The following is an 18,961-nucleotide window of genomic DNA, read 5'->3' as shown; positions in this document are numbered from 1 at the left end:
GCGATTATTGAGCAAGTTTATTGCTGAAAAAATTGACTTTTTTCCATAATTAATTACATTACCCATAAGAATATATGGGGTTTTGATGAACGACAGCGTTACTTTGACCGATAATGCCGCCAAACGGATCGCCGAAATGCGGGAAACCGAGAAAAATCCGGCCCTGATGTTGCGCCTACGGGTGGATTCGGGTGGATGTTCCGGCTTTTCCTATGTTTTCGATTTCGATGATAAAAAGGCCGATGATGACCTTTTATTCGAACATAACGGCATGGCATTGGTGATCGATCCGATATCCTTGGAATTGGTCAAAGGCAGCCGCATCGATTATGTCGAAGAAATGATCGGCGCGTATTTTTCAGTTAAAAATCCCAACGCCGCCAGCGGTTGCGGTTGCGGCGTCAGTTTTTCAATATAGGAGAGAGTTATGGATCGCATTAGAGATGAAGAAGCTTTAACCGCCATCACTCATGGCGACCGCGAAGCATATGAATCCGCCGTTGAAAGAGGCGCCAATCCAAATCCTGGGGCGAATCAAAATATTGGCAATTTGCGTTTGGATTTAGATTCCGGTTATGCCGAAGCCGTGCGCACCAAAAATATTCCAATGATGTTGGAAATTCTGGAAAATACTTTGGCTGGAACCAACATGGCGTTAAGCCCGATGGAACGGCAATTATTGCATGCGGCTTATAATGGAAACCTAAAAGAAGTTGCAGAAGCTTTGGTTGGCGTGCGCAATCCGCAAATTATCGACGCAGCCCGGGACATTGCCCAAATGTCGGGCAATACTGCTTTTGCCAATGCGATGTTTTCTGGCGCAAAGGAAATACGGGCGAATGGTTCTTTGACCGAACAACAAGCCGCAAAAATTCAAAACGAGGCGATCCGCGCCAATAATGCCATCTTAGAAGAGCGTTTCCGCCAGCATCAAGATAACGAAGCCGTTCATACCCGTTCTCGCCGTCGCACCGCAGCGTAAATAATGAAAATAGCTTGTTGGAACGTTAATTCCATAAAATCCAGACGCGAGCATTTGATGCGCTGGATGCATGACGCGCAACCCGATGTGGTTATGTTGCAGGAATTGAAATGCGTGGCGGAGGATTTTCCCGCGCTCGATTTCACAGGGCTTGGATATCACGCAGAACTTGTGGGCCAGAAAACCTATAATGGCGTCGCGATCCTATCGCGCATCAAATCCAAAGTAGTCCATTCTGCCCTGCCCGGCGATGATGAGGATTTACAAGCGAGATATATCGAAGTCGATTTGCCGGATGGCTGGCGATTGATCAATATCTATGTGCCGAATGGCCAGGCGGTTGGTTCAGACAAATTCGCTTATAAGATGAAATTTTATGAACGGTTGCGCGCACACATCGCCCTCGCCCTTGCAACCGAACGTAAAGTTGTCATTGGCGGCGATTTCAACGTCGCAATGCAGGATATCGATGTTTTCGATGCCAAGGTTTGTCGTGGCGAAGTTTTATTTTCCGATCCTGAACGCGCGGCGTTACACAGCATTGTCAATCTTGGCTTGGTCGATTGCTATCGCGCGATGAATCCAGGCGCGCATGAATTTTCTTGGTGGGATTACCGCGCTGGCGGATTCGAACGCAATTTAGGATTCCGGATCGATTATTTGTTCGCCAATGCCTATGCGGCGCAGCGATTAAAATCCGCAACTATCGACAAAACCCCGCGCGGATGGGAAAAACCATCCGACCACACGCCGGTTGTTATTGAATTGAACTAAGCGCCCACCTGAACCACATCCGCAAATTTGGCGCGGAAGATTTGTTTTTGGATCAAGCTGCGTTTCATATGATCCATAGCCGCATCAACACTGGCCACGTTTCTATAGGCATACATGACTGGCGCGACATCGCCTAAGGATGGGCGGTTAACAGCACTGGCCGTGATAGGCGCAACAGCGGGCTTGCCCACTTTCATATAGCGTTTTGGCGGTACAGGCGGAAAGAATTTATTTTGAATTGCCTTACGGGCTGGATTAACGGCAGCAAATGCCAAACCGCCGCAAGTCAGGGCCAATAATTTGTAAGAAATCTTGACCGGTAAAAAGGCCAAGCTGGTCACCATGCGCACCGATCCGGTGATGGCGAAAAATACAAAACGGCACATATAGCGCGAAAGATTGAAGTACATAACCGAACCCTGTTCTTTGTTTGTTTTATGGGTCCAGCTTATAGGCGTGAGGTTAGCAAATAGTTTAAATTAGCTAAAATGTACGACAGTAAATTAGCTTCTGATAAGGATGATTATTTCTAACTATTTGAAATTAATGAAAAGTCCTTATACTGGTCTGTGGATAAGTTACTGATGTAGAGAAGAAAGTGTAAATAAGGCTTGCGTAAACACCTATTATTATGTTGATTTTACAATCGATTTAAATATAATGAATCCTTTAAAGATATTGCTAATTTGTTACAGGGGATATAAAAATAATGACTAATACGGTACCCGCCACCGTTACGACTACTGAGCCTCTTCCAGGGCGCATGGCACTTCCCATTACAACTACCCCTGTTACCGTTGAATTAAAAGATAGAAGCACAGGTATTATTGAACCGTTCAATGGCAGCCCTGCCCATTTGGAAGGTTTGATCGAACTTCTGGATCAACAAGGCAAACAACACGACACTCCTCTTCCCACAGAACCTTCCTATCGCAGACGTTTAATCGACCACCTTCAGAATGGTGTTTGGGGCGCGCATTTTTTGACGGTACAAAATGCCGTAGCTGGTGTTATTACCATTTATCCCGGCCATGATGGCAAGAACCGTCATTTATACTTAGAAGACATTGTTACCGATCATACTCGTCGCGGTCATGGTTATGGCCGCATTATGATGGAATATTTGGCCAATTTAGCGGAACAGGCTGGTCATTCCAAAATTGTATGGGAAGTCGATAAAGTAAATCAAGCCGCAATCACCATGTATGAAAAAGTCGGCGCAAAATTTCCGGAAGATATGGGCAGTTGGCGCGTATCCTGTGCCCAAGTTATGGAACATAGACGATTGTCTGGTGATGTAACAAGATTGGAAACTATGCCTGCCTTATCGGTATTGCAGCCCCATGAAATCGCGGTTTCTTTTGGTGATAATGGTCATGCTAACACACTTAGCGGCTATACTAGCTATTCTACCTTTAATGCCGCCGCCGGATTACATATCGCTAATCTGGCTATTACCCAAAACGACCCCCAATTAATCGAACATGAGCATGCAAAAAGTCCGGAAGCACTTGCGCGCATATTATTGGCCGAAGCCGCTCATCAAATGGGCATTCCTCCTGCAGGCAACATAGATGTTAAGGTTGCAAGCGATAATACATTATTACAACATGCTCTGGCAGCGCTTGGTGGTAAACCGCTCAGTTATGAAAAGCATGAAATGAAAATTGGTGTCTTAACTCCAGATGTGGTACGTACATTAGCCGCATGTCACAGAAGTCGTATCCGTGCGTAATCTATAACTTTATTGTATATGTCTAAACTCGCTATTATTCATCATTCGGCCTGCATCGCTCATGATCCGGGGCCAAATCATTCTGAACGTTCGGAACGTTTGGTAGCGATTGAAAAAGCTTTGAAAGAAATCGCCAATCAAAATATTCAATGGATCGAAGCCCCACGCGGAAATAAGGAACAAATATTGCTGGCCCACACGCCGGAATATATGGATTTCATTTTTCAGAATGTCCCAACCCAAGGATATAAAGCGGTTGAGATTAACGAAGTTGTTTCCAATGATGACGGTGGTGAAGTCACTACCCTAAGCCCTGCATCGGGCGAAGCCTTGTGGCGCAGTGTCGGCGCATCTTGCCATGCAGTAGATTTGATTTTTAAGAACCAGGCCAAAACCGCTTTTGCGGCCACGCGTCCACCTGGCCATCATGCCCTGACCCATAAATCGATGGGATTTTGTGTATTCGCCAATGCTGCTATCGCCGCACGCTATGCGCAGCAACAATATAAAATCAAAAAAGTAGCGATTGTGGATTTTGACGTGCATCACGCCAATGGTACGCAACAAATTTTTGAAAAAGATAATTCTGTACTGGTTGCCAGCATCCACCAATTGCCTCTTTGGCCAGAAAGCGGATACGAACATGAAACCGGCGTCGGCAATATTATTAATGTTCCTGTAAAACCCGATATTTCACGCGATGCGTGGATGCAAAGCTGGCAAACCAAAATTTTGCCGGCGATCGATAAATTCGCGCCTGAATTTATTGTTATCTCAGCCGGGTTTGACGCTCACAAAGACGACCCCAAAGGATCGCAAAATTTAGAAACCCAAGATTATTATACCGTTACCAAAGACCTTATTTCCCTAGCGCAGAAACATGCCAAAGGCAGAATCATGTCGGTATTAGAAGGCGGTTACGATATCGCCGCGAGCGCCGCCAGTGCCAAGGCGCATGTGCAAGCCTTGCTGGATTCTTAATCTTATCCGGCAATCCGCTTCAGGGCCGATTCCAGTTTTTCTTTAATTTCCACCGCCTCGGCGCGTTTTTCGCGAACTTCCTCGACCGCGTCTTCGGCGGCGTTTTCCATGAATTTGGGGTTGTTCAGCTTGGCATCTAATTTGGCCAACTCGTCCGCCAGTTTTTTCATTTCTTTTTCCAAACGCGCGCGTTCAACGCCAAGGTCGATCACATCTGCGACCGGCAACACGATGGTCGCATCGCGCACGATACCAACCACTGCGCCTTTGGGCAAATCGCCAGCCAAATAATTTATATCTTTTAATCTGGCCAAACGCATGATCACATCGCGATATTGATCCGCCTGCGCTTTTTTCGCCGGACTAATATCCTTAAACAGTAAAGACAATGGCGCGGATGGCGAGATATTCAGTTCCATGCGCAACGTGCGAACGGTGCTGATCACATCGATCAGCCAATTGACTTCATCCGCGGCGTTCGCATCTACTTTAATCGTATCGTATTTCGGCCATGGCTCGGTAATTAATGGGCGATCATGATTGAACGATAATTTTTCCGATAACTCTTCGGTAATGAACGGCATGAATGGGTTCAGCATATGCACCAATTGCGCCAGTGCCCAGGCCGTAGTTTTGCGTACTTCAGATGCGGCGATAATATCTTCGCCCGCCAGAATTGGTTTGGTGAATTCCAAATACCAATCGCAGAAACTGCCCCAAGTCGTGTGATAAATCACGTTGGCGGCTTCGTCAAAACGGTAATCGCGAATCGCCTTGGACAGTTTCTGTTCCAACGAAACGATCTCGCCGATGATCCATTTATTGATCACGTTGGTTGCGGTTTTGGGATCGAAATTCGCATCGAACGCGCAGCCATTCATTTCACAGAACCGCGCAGCGTTCCATAATTTGGTTGCGAAACTACGGTATCCGGAAATACGGTCGGTGGACATTTTAATATCCCTGCCCGGCACCGACAATGCCGCCAATGTAAACCGCAACGCATCGCATCCGAATTCGTCTATGGTCGATAATGGATCGATCACATTGCCTTTGGTCTTGGACATTTTTTGTCCCTTGGCGTCGCGCACCAGGGCGTGAATATAAATTTCGCGGAACGGCACGTCCTTGATAAAGTGCATGCCCATCATCACCATGCGCGCAACCCAGAAGAAAATAATATCGAATCCGGTCACCAGCACATCGGTCGGATAGTACCGTTTCAATTCATCCCATTTGGCGCGATCATCCTTGCCATTTTCCCAACCAAGCGTTGAGAACGGCCACAGCGCCGATGAAAACCAAGTATCCAGAACGTCTTGATCGCGTTTAAGAATGATAATTTTATCGGTGTTGGCGGTGCGCGGTTGAACAGGTTTATTCGGATCATTCTGCACATAAACTTCGGTATTGTTGTAATGTTTTTCCGCCTGTTTAATGACATCCGCATCATCCATGCCGACAAACACATGCCCGTCCGGTCCATACCAGGCCGGGATTTGGTGGCCCCACCATAATTGGCGCGAAATACACCAAGGCTGAATATTTTCCATCCAGCTGTAATAGGTATTTTCCCATTTTTGCGGCACGAATTTGATTTTGCCAGAACGCACGGCCTCGATCGCGGGTTTGGCCAATGTCACCGCATCGCAATACCATTGATCGGTCAGGAACGGTTCGATGACCACGCCGGAACGGTCACCGTGCGGAATGACCATAGCATTGTCTTCGATCTTTTCCAGCAATCCAAGCGACTCCATCTCCGCAATAAATTTTTCGCGCGCCTTGAAACGGTCCATGCCGCGATATTCGGTTGGCGCCAATTCATTCAGATGCGCGGTTTTATCGAATACATTCGGCATCGGCAAATTATGGCGTTTGGCGATTTCAAAATCGTTGAAATCGTGCGCCGGCGAAATTTTCACGGCGCCGCTGCCTTTTTCCCGGTCGACATATTCATCGGCAATAATGGGCAGTACACAATCTACCATTGGCAATTTGACTTTTTTGCCGATCAGTTTTTTATACCGGTCGTCTTCGGGATGTACCGCAACCGCCGCATCGCCGCCCAGCATCGATTCGGGACGCGTGGTAGCAATGGTGATATGGCCTTGCTCGCCAACTAATGGATAATGCAAATACCATAACTTGCCTTTGGTTGGCCTTTGCTCAACCTCCAGATCCGAAATCGCGGTTTGCAATTTTGGATCCCAGTTCACCAGGCGTTTATCGCGGTAAATCAATTTTTGTTTGTGCAATTCGACGAACACCTTGCGCACAGCGGCGGAAAGACCGTCATCCAGCGTAAAACGCTCCCGGTTCCAGTCGGCGCTGGCGCCAAGGCGACGCAATTGACGCGTTATCGCCCCGCCCGATTCTTCTTTCCAATGCCATACCTTTTCAAGGAATTTTTCCCGGCCTAAATCATGGCGCGTTACTTTTTGTTCGGCCAATTGGCGTTCGACCACCATTTGCGTGGCAATCCCCGCGTGATCCGTGCCTGGCATCCATAACGCATCGCGGTTGGCTCGGCGGTAATACCGGATCAAAATATCTTGAATCGAAAAAGTCAGCGCATGGCCCATGTGCAAATTGCCGGTCACATTGGGAGGCGGCATCATAATGGTATAGGGCTTTTTGATCGATCCCGGATGCGCGGCAAAAGCGCCGGACTGTTCGGCGCGTTCGTAATGTTTCTTTTCAATGTCGGCGGGGCTGTAGGTTTTATCGAGCATCGGTAATCCTGCAATGGTAAACGGGCTTATAATTCATTAAGGCCGCTAAATTGCAGTATTTGCCGCAGGTTTTCAAGCTTTATTGATTAACGGCTGTTAGAACGTTTGCGGCCACGCAATGCCACTACGGTACCGATAAGAACCAGCGCTATCGCGCCAGGAGAAGGCACGCCAATTATATCCGCTGCGTTGTTGGATACCGTAAAGCCTGGTACGGTAGAAACAGATCCCATATTCCCTGCGGTCAAAAAATTTGGGGCCGCAGTTGAATTATTGTACCCAAAAGCATAAGAATTAAAGGCAGCATCCACATTGGCAAAGCCGCCAGAAACTTGCCCCACAATTTGATTTTGCACCCGCACTCCTAACTTGGTTTTTCTTATTATCATTTGTATATAGCATAAACAGCACCCTAAATCAATTATTTTTAGGTTTTATTTATATATTTCAATTGATTGTGGCAAAATTCTAATGTGGCAATAACGCTTTGGTATGTAGATCTCTTTTTTCATTAAAATAAAAAGCGGAAGCCCTACAGGGAAAGGCTTCCGCTTATCATGGCAGCTGCAAGAAGCCATGAATTTCATACATATGATCTAGAATTGAGACTTAGGAAAACCAGGCGGCTAATTAGCCGGTCCTGCAACCGGCCGGCCGCCTGGAATTTACTTAATCATCACTGGCATTATCTTTGTCATCGCCGGCATCCGGGCCCGTGGTCATTTTATTGGCCACGGCGGCGGCATTGGCGCGAATCGCAGCCTCCAATTCCGCAGCGATCTTTGGATTATCCTTCAGATACTGCTTGGCGTTTTCACGTCCCTGGCCAATACGGTTGTTTTTATAAGAAAACCATGCGCCAGATTTTTCGACCAGATTGGCGGTTACGCCCAAATCCAACAATTCGCCGGTTTTGGAAATACCTTCGCCATACATAATATCGAATTCGACGGTACGGAATGGCGGCGCCAGTTTGTTTTTTACAACCTTAACGCGGGTGGAAGATCCAACGATTTCTTCGCCAGCTTTAATCGCGCCGGTACGGCGGATATCCAAACGGACCGAGGCATAGAATTTCAACGCATTGCCGCCGGTGGTGGTTTCCGGATTGCCGAACATCACGCCGATTTTCAAACGGATTTGATTGATGAAAATTACCGTGGTATTGGAACGCGCGATCGAGCCCGTCAATTTCCGCAGGGCTTGAGACATTAAGCGCGCATGCAATCCCATGTGCGAATCGCCCATTTCGCCTTCAAGTTCCGCGCGAGGGACAAGCGCCGCAACCGAATCGATCACCAAAATATCAACCGCGCCGGAACGAACCAGCGTATCGGCGATTTCAAGCGCCTGTTCGCCCGAATCAGGCTGCGATATCAGCAAATTATTGATGTCAACACCCAGTTTCTGCGCATAAGCGGTATCGAGTGCGTGTTCAGCATCGACAAACGCAGCCGTACCACCTTTTTTCTGCGCTTCAGCAACGACATGCAGCGCGAGTGTGGTTTTACCCGAACTTTCCGGGCCATAAATTTCAATGATACGTCCTTTGGCCAAACCACCAATACCCAGCGCCAGATCCAAACCCAAAGAGCCTGTTGGAATCGTTTCCACTTCGATTTTATCTTGGGTCCCCAATTTCATAATCGAACCCTTACCGAAAGAACGTTCAATTTGGGACAACGCAGCTTCCAGCGCGCGTTTTTTCTCAGGATTGTCGGATGACGCTGTTTTCTTGCTTTCTTTATCGCTGCTAACGGCGCGGAGTGAAGGATTTGCCATGATTATTCCCCTGTGATGGATGATGAATAGGACTTATCGAATAATCCGAGTGTACACGTTTTGTTCTATTTGACAAGCGAAGAATTTAAGCTTAGGAAGAAGTCGTAGAAAACTGTGACTTTTATTAAAAAGATACAATATGGGCGAAAAAAGAAATTCAAATCCTTTGGCCGAACAAATGCGTAAGTTATTATTCCGCGTAACACACAATCGCAATAAAGACGGTAAGTGGAATATAGAGCCCCTAAAGGATGCATTAGCCTTAGGGGAATCGAATGAAACCACTCCTGAATCAGCAGAAGATTTTGAATTTATATTGATTTATGCAACCGCCTGCCAAATGGCTTGTTCCCATTTAAAAAACTTAGGGCCTGCTCACGATGAATTGAGAACCGGCTATGGAACAAAGGGCCTTCAATTATATGATAAATTGCTTGCTCATCCGCATAACAGATCAGAGGACGATCCCAAATTACCCGTTAAAATTAAAACCAAAAAAGCCAGCCTGCTGCTTGCAATGCAGAAATTCGGCGAAGCAGAGGCGATATGTTTCGATCTATTGGCCCTTGACCCCAACGATGGCCATGCCTTAACCATATTATTAAAAACATATATTTATGGAAAACAGGGGGCTAAATTAAGAAGCACAGCCGATCAATATCATGGATCTTTAGCAACAGCCGATAAAAGACTATGCCTTGTTTTACTGGATACATATAAAATACTCGGACAAAGAGATAGACGCCAAGAGGCATTAAACCGCCTCCGCGTAATTCATGCAGAGAAGAAATCCGCTAAACGAGGCGACCCCACCGCCGGTGCAGCCAAAGCCACTGGTCGGCCCCGCGACCAGCGCTAATCCACTCGCCGTATTTTTTATTGACTACCGCCGCAACGAACCGTACCGCCTCGGCGGAATCCGCCGGCAAGTTTAATTGTTCCGGCAGAATCGGTGTGTCGTATATCATATCGAATTTACATGGATCATGATCCCTGCCCCGGACGCAATACACAGGAACTATTGCAGCGTTGTTGCGCAATACCAACTTAATCCACCCGGTTCCGGTCATTGCGGGTTTACCCAGGAAGTCAATTTCCTCACCATCGCTCATCCGCTGATCCATTAGCAGAGCAACACTGGACGATTTTGATAAAGATTGAATAATTTGTTTTGATGCTTCTCTTCCCTTTGCCGCAAAAGTCAAACCAGTCCGCGAGCGGATAAATTGTATCACCCAATCCACATATCGATTATTCGCACGGCGATAAACAATATCGACTTTCCATCCCTGCTTTGCCCAGAAATAAGGAATAGTTTCCCAATTACCGATATGCGCCGCGGCAAATACAATTGGCCTTTTACCAATAATTGAATTTACAGCCTCTGCCCCATGCACATGGATCATATTGCCAAATTGCAATCGGCCCAGACCTGGATATTCCGCAAAATTGCGGCCAAGATTGTCCCACATGCGCGTAATTATTTCCTGCTGCCGTTCGGGCGGCATATCTGGCCAAACATATTGCAGATTCTTTTGCGCTTTGCGCGATATAGCTAGATTGGGGCCAATCAACCGCGCCAACCCACCACCAATCGCCGACGATACGCGGAATGGCAGAATCCAGAATATAATTTGCAAGATCGCTACCAGTGCGCCCAGCAACGGATCCAAAATATAATGTTGAATGAAAGGCACCGGGATTACGCCCCCATCAGCTCTTTCACCTTGCCGGCGAGCTGTTTCAGGCTGAACGGTTTCGGCAAGAAATGAATATTTTGATCGCCGCCGATTTTTTCGCGCAACGTATCTTCGGCATAACCGGAAATGCAAACCACTTTGATATCCGGCATGATTTTACGCACTTCGCGGATCAAGGCGGGGCCGTCCATGCCCGGCATCATAACGTCGGTCACCAGTAAATCCAATTTCGGACGGTCTTCGATAATCATTTTTAACGCCGCATCGCCGCTCGGTGCCTCCAGCACTTTGTATCCTTTATTCCGCAGTGCGCGGGTGCTGAACGAACGAACCGCGTCTTCGTCCTCGACCAGCAAGATTGTGCCGACGCCGGTCAAATCGCTGGTATTCTGATCGTCGCTTTCAGCTTCCGGTTTTGCTTGCGCTTCTTCGCCGCCCATATGGCGTGGTAAAAATACGGTGAATGTCGTGCCGACATTGATGGTGGAATCGACGATAATAAATCCGCCGGTTTGTTTAACGATACCATAAACTGTTGAAAGCCCAAGGCCAGTACCCGCCCCCGGACCTTTGGTGGTAAAGAACGGTTCGAAAATACGGGTCAGGTTTTCCTTTGGAATGCCGACGCCGGTATCCTTGACATCGATCTGCACATATTCGCCGGCTGGAATTACCTCAGACCCATAATTTACCGGCGCGTCGAATGTGGCGTTTTGGGTTCGCACCGACAGCTCGCCGCCTTTTGGCATAGCGTCGCGCGCGTTAACGACCATATTGATGATCACTTGTTCGAACTGCACCTGGTCGACCTTTAACAGACCAAGATCGCGACCATGGGTAATGTTCAGCTTGATATTCTCGCCAATCAAACGGCGAAGCAAATTGGCCAATTCGGACAGAATGTCCGTAATGTTCAATACACGCGGCTTCAATTGCTGTTGGCGCGAAAACGCAAGCAATTGCCGCACCAGATTAGCCGCACGGGTGGAATTTTGCTTGATCTGCTGAATATCGCCGAACGACTGATCGCCAGGACGATGGCGCAGCAATAACAAATCGCAATATCCCATAATCGCCGTAAGAATATTGTTAAAATCGTGCGCGATGCCCCCAGCCAGTTGGCCGATCGCCTGCATTTTTTGCGATTGCACGAATTGGACTTCGAGGTTCTTCTGCTCCGTCACATCGACAAAGTGGATAACGAATCCGACCACGACGCCATATTCGTCTTCGAGCCGGCTGATATACAACGAAGCGACTTTTTCCTGTGCCGTTAAAACCTTGGTTTCCAAAATTGGCAACATGTCGGTGGACGACATGGCAAAAGTGAAGATATTGGCAAGACGTTCGCGATCATCTTTTTTAATCGCATCGGCCACCGCCCGGCCTTCGACCTTACCCAAGGTTTTTTCCATCATTTTACGGAAAGTCCGGTTTGCTTCGGTAATGCGGCCATTCAAATCAACCAAAGCGATACCCACCGGCGCGTCTTCGAAAAAGCGTTTGAATAATAAACGCGAACGTTTAAAGGCTGATTCCAACGCAAGGTTGTTATCCATATGCCGTATAATCAGCCCACCGCCGCGAATCGGATTTTCATGCGTTTTATCAGCAGAGATTTGTTTTAAATTTACCTTTACCAAGGTGGCATTAAACGTGCCGCCTTTTTTATCTTTCAAAGTGACTGAACAGATTTCCGGTTGATTGGATTTTTCTTCAGCGGCATTAACATCGCCTTCCCCTTGCGCAATCAAAAACTCGTCGATCTTCAATTTCTTGCTGACGATTTCCCCCGGCGGCCAACCCAACCATTCCGCCATGGTATTATTGACACCCAACATAATACCTTCTTCACCCAGGGTAAAAATACCGATCGGAACTTGATCAATCACATATTGCAGGGCGGCTAATTCCGGCGCAAGATCCTGATGCGTCCCGCTGCGCTGCGCGTTTTGGACGATACGCCAAACGGACATGCCGCGAAAACCCTTTAACGGCGCAGCCGCAACCAGCATTCTGGCATTATAATTGGTCGGGGAATAAATACGGGTGGAAACTTCGCCGCTTTTGCCTTCGGCGGCGCTGCTGCGCAAAACAGAAAGGTTATAGCGCCCTTCCCGGTCGCCTTCGATCATCATTTTATCGAGCGCCGCGAGCAAAGGTTCGTTTTTATTGGTGGCAAAACGCCCCGCGGAAAAATTCGAAGAAAAAGTTCGCCCGTCTTGATTCAAGATTAACTGCGCGTCATAAGCATATTCAAACGCGTCGCGATAAATCTGCGATTCGACCACACTTTGTTGCAGCATTTGGAACTGACGCAAGCTAAACCATAGAATAATAGCCAGCGAAACCGAAATGCCGGTAAAAATATACAAAAGAACGCTTGGGAAATCGTATTCGGTAAAAAAATAATAAAATACCAGATAAAAACTGGCCGCCAAAGTCGCGCCGGTTAACCATAGAATCGGACTTACCAGCACCGCGCGATTTTGCTTGCTGGATGGATCATCGGTTTTAATTTCTTCGCCTTTTAACAGCACAGGAACACGGCCCGAAAAATAGAGGGTAAAAAAAGACTTATTTTTCAAAGATATGTTGTTACATAAGGCAAAGCAAGCAAGAATTGGACATTGTGGGCAGTATGTCAGAATTAGTCATTTTTCTGCACAAAACCGGCTTGGACTCTTCCCTATTTCCTTTTCTTGAATTTCATAACGAAGGTAATGACTTCCGCTACCGCTTTGTAATGTTCTACCGGTATATCCTCGTCTACATCAACGGAAGCGTATAAAGACCTGGCCAAAGGAGGATTTTCCATGATGGGCACTTTGTTTTCCTCGGCGATCGCGCGAATACGCAGAGCGATTGTATCCACCCCCTTGGCTACTACGCGCGGGGCATGCATTTTTTCGCCTTCGTATAATAACGCCACTGCGTAGTGGGTTGGGTTGGTGACGACCACCGTCGACTTGGGCACTGCCGCCATCATGCGCTTACGCGCCCGGTCTGCGCGAATCTGCCTGATGCGTTGTTTTATCATCGGATCGCCTTCCGACTGCTTATACTCGTCTTTTAATTCTTGCTTGCTCATGCGCATTTTCTGCATGAAAGTCAGGCGCTGATAAAGCCAGTCGACCACCGCAATTCCGGTTAGTACTGCAACCACCACCATCAGCACTTTGCCGGTCAGCTGATAAACGGCCTTCAACAAATCCGGCATATCGTACGTAATAAAAGATGGCGCCTGGTCGAACATCGGACGAATAATCATATAAATTACACCGCCCACAATAGCTATTTTGACAATTCCCTTTACCAGTTCGACCACCGACCGCATGGAAAAAATACGTTCAAATCCTTTCATCAAGGAAATGCGTTCCAGTTTGGGTTGAATATGGTCAGGCGCAAATAGCAATCCGTATTGTAAAACATGTCCCAAAAACGCCGCCGCCACCAACAATAACAATGGCAACAGCATTACGAACATTACTTTCAAAACAAGATCTGTCAGCAAATCTCCGATATTGTTTTGATTAAATACCAGATCCTGCGGATGCTCCCAAAGCCCAACAAGATCCGTATACAGCCCATGAGCAAAGCTTGGACCAAACATCAGCACAGTAACGCCAGCCGCCATGATCATAAACCAATGGGTAATTTCACGGGATTGTGGAACCTGGCCGTGCTGTCTCGCCTCGTCTAGCTTTCGTTGACTGGGTTCTTCGGTTTTATCGGAATCGTCTGATTCTTCGGCCATTTTCTTACCTTGGCACCAAAAATGGGGTCAGCGATTCGTTAAAGAAGTCAAGATAAAGAATTAACATTGCAGAAAAACTAATTGAAACTAAAAGCAAACCCAACAAAATTTGCAGCGGCATCGCAATAAAAAACACCTGCATTTGCGGCATCAATCGCGCCAGCAGCCCCATGCCGACGAAAAATACAACGCCGAGCACCAAAAATGGCGCGGATAATTGTACGGCGATTTTAAAGGATTTACTTACAATCTGGCTAAAGGTCTGTGACATGTCTTCCAGCGGCAATGCGCCCGTTGCTGGAAAAATTTGATAACTATCCTGCATGGCATGAAAAAATAAATGATGCAAATCGGTTAAAAACATCATTTCGATTCCAGCCAGCGTCAGGAAAACGCTGATTAAAGACCCTTGGGTCGCCAATACTGGGTTAAACATGACGGCGGCGGAAATACCCATCTGGGTGGAAATAATCATACCCCCCACTTCGAGGCAGGACAAAACAATCCTGGAAAAAACGCCTATAAAAAGCCCAATCAAGGCTTCGTGAGCGACCAGCATAACAAGGCCATAAACATCCGGCGGCAACGGGGGCAATCCATCCCTAACAAGCGGAAACATGGTAAAACTGACCAGAACCGCCAAACATATGCGTATACGGGGACTGATAAAAACTTCGCCAAATCCAGGCAACATTAAAAATACGCCGCCAAGGCGCGTCAGCACCAACAAAAAAGCAAACAGCAATTCCGGTACTAACAATTGCGCGATTTGCGGCACGGCTTACCTGCTAATCGATTGTGATAATCTTATCGAATATCTCGTGAGTAAAAGCGGTGAGCGAATTCAGCATAAACGGCAGAAACAAAATCATACCCATGAAAATGCAGATGATTTTGGGAACGAACGATAAAGTCGTTTCCTGAATTTGCGTTAATGCTTGAACCAAAGAAATGGTAAGACCGACGATCAAGGCGATCAACATCATCGGTCCGCCGACTTTCATCATCACCCAAATTGCCTCTCGGCAGATACTGATAAATTCTGATTGTTCCATGCGGCCAGGGTATAGGGTTTATGGTACAGGGTATAGGGAAATTATTATAATAAAGGAAAAGGGGTAAACACTTGATGCAGTGGGGCCATAAACTTGCAGCCCTGCCAGCCTTTACGCCACCCCTATTCCCTATTAAATAGGCATACGCATAATTTCTTGATAACCGGTAATAACTTTATCGCGCACGGCGACAACGGCTTGCAAAGTCAATTCGGCTTTACTGATTGCTGTAACCACATCGGTTAGGTCAACATTGCCAGTCAATCCGGCCATAGTCGTTGTTTCAGCCTGGCGGACAGAGTTCAAACTGTCGCCAATCATATTTTGCAATGTATTGGCAAAACTGTTGCCAGCGCCGGAATCGCGCGCTTCCAGTCCAGAACCGCCCATCATTGGCGATTTGCCATAAGCGGCGGTAGCGTTTGTAAATCTGGCGTCCATTATTCTTCTCCCTGTTCAACTCTATCTATCTTATTTCAATAAATCCAAAGTCGACCGAATCATGCTGCGCGATGTCTCTATCATGCTTAAATTCGCTTCGTAACTGCGCTGCGCTTCGCGCATATCGGTCATTTCAATAACGGGATTAATATTGGGCATCGGCACATACCCATCTGGATCCGCCATAGGATTGGCCGGATCGAATTTCATTCTTGGCGGTGTTTTATCTTGACCGTAACCGGAAACCTTTACCATCTCAGCGCCACTGGCCTTATCTACTTGCGCCTTGAATGAAATAGTTTTGCGTTTATACGGCTCTCCGCCCGGACGCGATGGACCGGATTCCGAGTTCGCCATATTTTCCGATATCACCTTAATACGGGCGCCTTGGGCCCGTAAACCGGATGCGGAAATGTCCATTGCCTTGCTTAAATCCATAATTCACCTTTACCTATAATCCGCCGCCACGGCCAATGACTAAACGAAACATGCCGGAATATTTGCTGTAAATATTCGCGGCTTCCGTGTGCATGTCTTTTGTCTTGGCAGATAGTAATGCTTGTTCTTCTACATCAACGCCATTATGGCTTAACGATGTTTCATACGATAAACGATGCTTTTCAAATGGCCCTTCCGCTCTTACCGGCGAGATATGTTTTGGGTTGGTAACAGCCAGCGAAGGACTTTGTGTTGCTTTTAAGACACTACGAAAGTCGAGTGGCTTTAAGTCTTTTGGTTGAAATCCGGGTGTGTTGGCATGAGCGATATTGCCCGCGATCAAACTTTGACGCGCAGCAGCCCACTTCATTTGGGATTGTAAAGCCGTGAAAAGCTCGGGTTGTTTAGAGTCCATTTGTGCCAACATTTATAATTTGTTTTTATCTAATCCCCCTGAAATGGCACTTGGTTCCCCCCAAATACCTATTCCAGGCGTACCTTTAGTTATAACTTATTAGGGTTAAGGACCGGTTAAAGCTTTACCCACCCCCCTAAAAGGCGCTAATATGTGACATAAGTTCAGGTAGATAATTTTTCATAGGTATATCAATGCTTTACTTAACTCGCAAGGTAGGCGAATCCGTTGTAATCAATGACAATATCGAGGTTACCGTGGTCGAAATTCGTGGCAAATCCATCAAATTAGGCTTTACCTTTCCCCAATCGGCTAGCGTCCTGCGCCGGGAATTATATGACCGGATTCAGGAAGAAAATAAAGCAGCAGCAGCAGCCGGTGACTTTGCCGCCAACCTGATCAAAGCCGGTACCGCACCATCCGCTACCCAGGCCTTGGCCAAGCCAAAGCCTGATCCAAAAGTATAATGGCGGAATCTGAAAAAAAAGCTAAACGGCGTAAACTGAAACAAAAAGTCGCCGTAGCATTGCAACATGACCTTGAGACCGATGCGATTCCCCGCATTACGGCAACAGGACGTGGCAAAATAGCTGAGAAAATTCTGGAACTAGCCTTCAGAAACAATATCAAAGTTCGCCAAGACCCGGATTTGGCCGAAGTGCTGTCGGCGCTAGAGGTGGATTTAGAAATTCCGGTCGAAGTCTTCGCCGCAGTTGCGGAAATCCTGTCCTATGTGTACCGTGCGAATGGAATCGTCCCGCCTTGGGAGAAAAAGAATGAAAAACCTTCCACAGATAATCGATGAAGTCAATTCCATCAAAAACAGTGTGCTCGGCGCGATGGGCATGCTGAAGGCCGGACAAATTATGGAATTGAACAATGTCGAAATGCGCGTCAAAGACGTCTGCGGGTTGATTCAGAAACTGCCGGCCAACGATCGCAAAACCGTACAGCCGCATTTAATGGCCCTTTTGGATGATATGGACAAGTATTACGAGGAAATGAAATCGCGGCATGGCGAATTGATGGAACAAATCAAGCAACTGAATCCAAACCGCCAAGCGGTTCATGCTTACAACAAAGCATCCAACATCAAAAATACAACCGGCGAGGATTAATGGAAGGCGTGGTTTACGTTAAATTTGTGGCATCCTTGGTATTCGTTCTTGCGATACTGGGTCTTTGCGCCTACTTGCTGCGTAAATATGGCGGTATTGGACCCGCAATGATGCCACAACATAAACGACGGATCAGAGTTCTGGAAATCATGCCGATTGATCACAAAAAGAAACTATTTTTAATTCGCCACGATGACACCGAGCATCTGATTCTGACCGGCCAAGGCCATGATTGCCTGATTTCCAGCCGCCCTGCCGCGCCGGATGCCGCTAATTCCCAAGATATTAGGAAGACCGCATGAAAATAAAACATATTCTGACAATATTAGGTTTTACGATTGCCAGTTTTGTACTTGCCTCACCGGCCCTGGCACAAACATTAAATTTGGATATGGGCGAAGGCGGCGGTTCCGCCACCAGCCGGATTTTACAGTTCCTAGCGCTCATCAGCGTTCTAAGTTTGGCGCCATCGATATTGGTGATGGTGACATCTTTTACCAGAATTATCGTCGTATTGTCCTTATTGCGAAGCGCCCTAGGCGTTCAGCAAACCCCGCCAAATTCGGTACTGATCAGTTTAGCCTTGTTCCTAACTTTATTTATCATGATGCCGGTATTCGAAGAATCGTATCGCGTGGGCATTGAACCATTGATCAACGAGCAGATTAATGAAATGGAAGCATTTAGCCGTGGCGTGGAACCATTTAAAACTTTTATGCTGGAACATACGCGCGACAAGGATTTAGGGTTATTCCGTGAAATGGCTAAAATCGATCCAGCCGTTGAAGTTGACAAAACACCAATACAAGCCGTTATTCCGGCCTTTATGATTAGCGAATTGCGCCGCGCCTTTGAAATTGGCTTTTTAATATTCCTGCCGTTTTTGATTATCGATATGGTGGTTGCATCGATCCTGATGTCCATGGGTATGATGATGTTACCCCCGGCAATGATCGCCCTGCCCTTTAAATTGATTTTCTTTGTGCTTGTCGATGGCTGGTATCTAATCGCCGGAAGCTTGGTGCAGAGTTATGGAACCGGCGGATAA

At 47.0% G+C, this 18,961-nt stretch carries 23 protein-coding genes; 11 read left to right on the top strand and 12 right to left on the bottom strand.

The window, feature by feature from the left end; all coding sequences use genetic code 11:
• Positions 1–85: 85 nt before the first annotated feature.
• The 3 genes from erpA to xth are packed head-to-tail and all read left to right on the top strand — an operon-like array spanning position 86 to position 1,756.
• A complete protein-coding gene (erpA, locus tag EYC62_01570) occupies positions 86–418 on the top strand; it encodes an iron-sulfur cluster insertion protein ErpA (protein ID TAH37599.1) in 333 nt (110 codons plus the stop codon).
• A gap of 9 nt (positions 419–427) precedes the next feature.
• On the top strand, positions 428–982 hold the full coding sequence (locus EYC62_01565; protein ID TAH37598.1) for a hypothetical protein: 555 nt from the start codon (positions 428–430) through the stop codon (positions 980–982).
• A gap of 3 nt (positions 983–985) precedes the next feature.
• Entirely contained in the window at positions 986–1,756 is a 771-nt protein-coding gene (xth, locus tag EYC62_01560; GenBank protein TAH37597.1) for an exodeoxyribonuclease III, read from the top strand.
• On the opposite strand, the gene EYC62_01555 is transcribed toward xth, so the two are convergent.
• Positions 1,753–2,166: a hypothetical protein gene (locus EYC62_01555; protein ID TAH37596.1), complete on the bottom strand. Its 414-nt coding sequence runs from the start codon at positions 2,164–2,166 to the stop codon at positions 1,753–1,755. The two genes, xth and EYC62_01555, sit on opposite strands and share 4 nt — an antisense overlap.
• Before the next feature lie 299 nt (positions 2,167–2,465).
• Between EYC62_01555 and EYC62_01550 the strand changes: the two genes are divergently transcribed.
• Complete coding sequence (locus tag EYC62_01550) at positions 2,466–3,491, top strand: GNAT family N-acetyltransferase (GenBank protein ID TAH37595.1); 1,026 nt, start codon at positions 2,466–2,468, stop codon at positions 3,489–3,491.
• A gap of 18 nt (positions 3,492–3,509) precedes the next feature.
• Complete coding sequence (locus tag EYC62_01545; GenBank protein TAH37594.1) at positions 3,510–4,472, top strand: histone deacetylase family protein; 963 nt, start codon at positions 3,510–3,512, stop codon at positions 4,470–4,472.
• A gap of 2 nt (positions 4,473–4,474) precedes the next feature.
• Here the strand turns inward: EYC62_01545 and EYC62_01540 are convergent, their stop codons facing one another.
• From EYC62_01540 to recA, 3 genes are all read right to left on the bottom strand, one after another.
• Positions 4,475–7,207 (bottom strand): valine--tRNA ligase, encoded by a 2,733-nt coding sequence (locus tag EYC62_01540; protein ID TAH37593.1) that lies wholly within the window; start codon positions 7,205–7,207, stop codon positions 4,475–4,477.
• 86 nt (positions 7,208–7,293) lie between these two features.
• Positions 7,294–7,563, bottom strand: coding sequence for a hypothetical protein (locus EYC62_01535; GenBank protein TAH37592.1), 270 nt, complete (start codon positions 7,561–7,563; stop codon positions 7,294–7,296).
• A 313-nt stretch (positions 7,564–7,876) separates the two neighbouring features.
• Positions 7,877–8,989, bottom strand: a complete 1,113-nt coding sequence (gene recA / locus EYC62_01530; GenBank protein ID TAH37591.1) for a recombinase RecA — start codon at positions 8,987–8,989, stop codon at positions 7,877–7,879.
• Positions 8,990–9,128: 139 nt separating this feature from the next.
• Here recA and EYC62_01525 point away from each other — a divergent pair, with 139 nt between their 5' ends.
• A complete protein-coding gene (locus EYC62_01525; protein ID TAH37590.1) occupies positions 9,129–9,848 on the top strand; it encodes a hypothetical protein in 720 nt (239 codons plus the stop codon).
• Here the strand turns inward: EYC62_01525 and EYC62_01520 are convergent.
• The 8 genes from EYC62_01520 to EYC62_01485 form a co-directional block, all read right to left on the bottom strand.
• Positions 9,784–10,821 (bottom strand): hypothetical protein, encoded by a 1,038-nt coding sequence (locus EYC62_01520; protein TAH37589.1) that lies wholly within the window; start codon positions 10,819–10,821, stop codon positions 9,784–9,786. The genes EYC62_01525 and EYC62_01520 overlap by 65 nt on opposite strands.
• Positions 10,692–13,229: a response regulator gene (locus EYC62_01515; protein TAH37588.1), complete on the bottom strand. Its 2,538-nt coding sequence runs from the start codon at positions 13,227–13,229 to the stop codon at positions 10,692–10,694. Before EYC62_01515 ends, EYC62_01520 begins: the two co-directional genes overlap by 130 nt.
• A gap of 149 nt (positions 13,230–13,378) precedes the next feature.
• Positions 13,379–14,446, bottom strand: a complete 1,068-nt coding sequence (gene flhB, locus EYC62_01510) for a flagellar biosynthesis protein FlhB (protein TAH37587.1) — start codon at positions 14,444–14,446, stop codon at positions 13,379–13,381.
• 4 nt (positions 14,447–14,450) lie between these two features.
• Positions 14,451–15,224 carry a flagellar type III secretion system protein FliR gene (gene fliR / locus EYC62_01505; GenBank protein TAH37586.1) on the bottom strand — a complete coding sequence of 258 codons (774 nt, stop codon included), beginning with the start codon at positions 15,222–15,224 and terminating at the stop codon, positions 14,451–14,453.
• A gap of 10 nt (positions 15,225–15,234) precedes the next feature.
• A complete protein-coding gene (gene fliQ / locus EYC62_01500; protein TAH37585.1) occupies positions 15,235–15,501 on the bottom strand; it encodes a flagellar biosynthesis protein FliQ in 267 nt (88 codons plus the stop codon).
• A 132-nt stretch (positions 15,502–15,633) separates the two neighbouring features.
• Entirely contained in the window at positions 15,634–15,894 is a 261-nt protein-coding gene (fliE, locus tag EYC62_01495; GenBank protein TAH37700.1) for a flagellar hook-basal body complex protein FliE, read from the bottom strand.
• A gap of 78 nt (positions 15,895–15,972) precedes the next feature.
• A complete protein-coding gene (gene flgC, locus EYC62_01490) occupies positions 15,973–16,380 on the bottom strand; it encodes a flagellar basal body rod protein FlgC (GenBank protein ID TAH37584.1) in 408 nt (135 codons plus the stop codon).
• Positions 16,381–16,393: 13 nt separating this feature from the next.
• Positions 16,394–16,750 (bottom strand): flagellar basal body rod protein FlgB, encoded by a 357-nt coding sequence (locus EYC62_01485; GenBank protein ID TAH37583.1) that lies wholly within the window; start codon positions 16,748–16,750, stop codon positions 16,394–16,396.
• Between the two features lie 239 nt (positions 16,751–16,989).
• On the opposite strand from EYC62_01485, the gene csrA reads away from it, so the two are divergent.
• From csrA to fliP, 5 genes are read left to right on the top strand one after another with little or no spacing between them, the layout of a single operon-like run.
• Positions 16,990–17,262 (top strand): carbon storage regulator, encoded by a 273-nt coding sequence (gene csrA / locus EYC62_01480; GenBank protein ID TAH37582.1) that lies wholly within the window; start codon positions 16,990–16,992, stop codon positions 17,260–17,262.
• Positions 17,262–17,600, top strand: a complete 339-nt coding sequence (locus EYC62_01475; GenBank protein ID TAH37581.1) for a flagellar protein FhlB — start codon at positions 17,262–17,264, stop codon at positions 17,598–17,600. Before csrA ends, EYC62_01475 begins: the two co-directional genes overlap by 1 nt.
• Positions 17,572–17,913 carry a hypothetical protein gene (locus EYC62_01470; GenBank protein ID TAH37580.1) on the top strand — a complete coding sequence of 114 codons (342 nt, stop codon included), beginning with the start codon at positions 17,572–17,574 and terminating at the stop codon, positions 17,911–17,913. The genes EYC62_01475 and EYC62_01470 overlap by 29 nt, the downstream gene beginning before the upstream one ends.
• Complete coding sequence (locus tag EYC62_01465) at positions 17,913–18,215, top strand: hypothetical protein (protein TAH37579.1); 303 nt, start codon at positions 17,913–17,915, stop codon at positions 18,213–18,215. The genes EYC62_01470 and EYC62_01465 overlap by 1 nt, the downstream gene beginning before the upstream one ends.
• Positions 18,212–18,961: a flagellar biosynthesis protein FliP gene (gene fliP, locus EYC62_01460; protein TAH37578.1), complete on the top strand. Its 750-nt coding sequence runs from the start codon at positions 18,212–18,214 to the stop codon at positions 18,959–18,961. The genes EYC62_01465 and fliP overlap by 4 nt, the downstream gene beginning before the upstream one ends.

This window comes from Alphaproteobacteria bacterium (genome assembly GCA_004295055.1).
Taxonomy (GTDB): Bacteria; Pseudomonadota; Alphaproteobacteria; order SHNJ01; family SHNJ01; genus SHNJ01.
The sequence above is the reverse complement of the archived record's forward strand: the minus strand, read 5'-3'. Positions and strand labels throughout refer to the sequence as shown.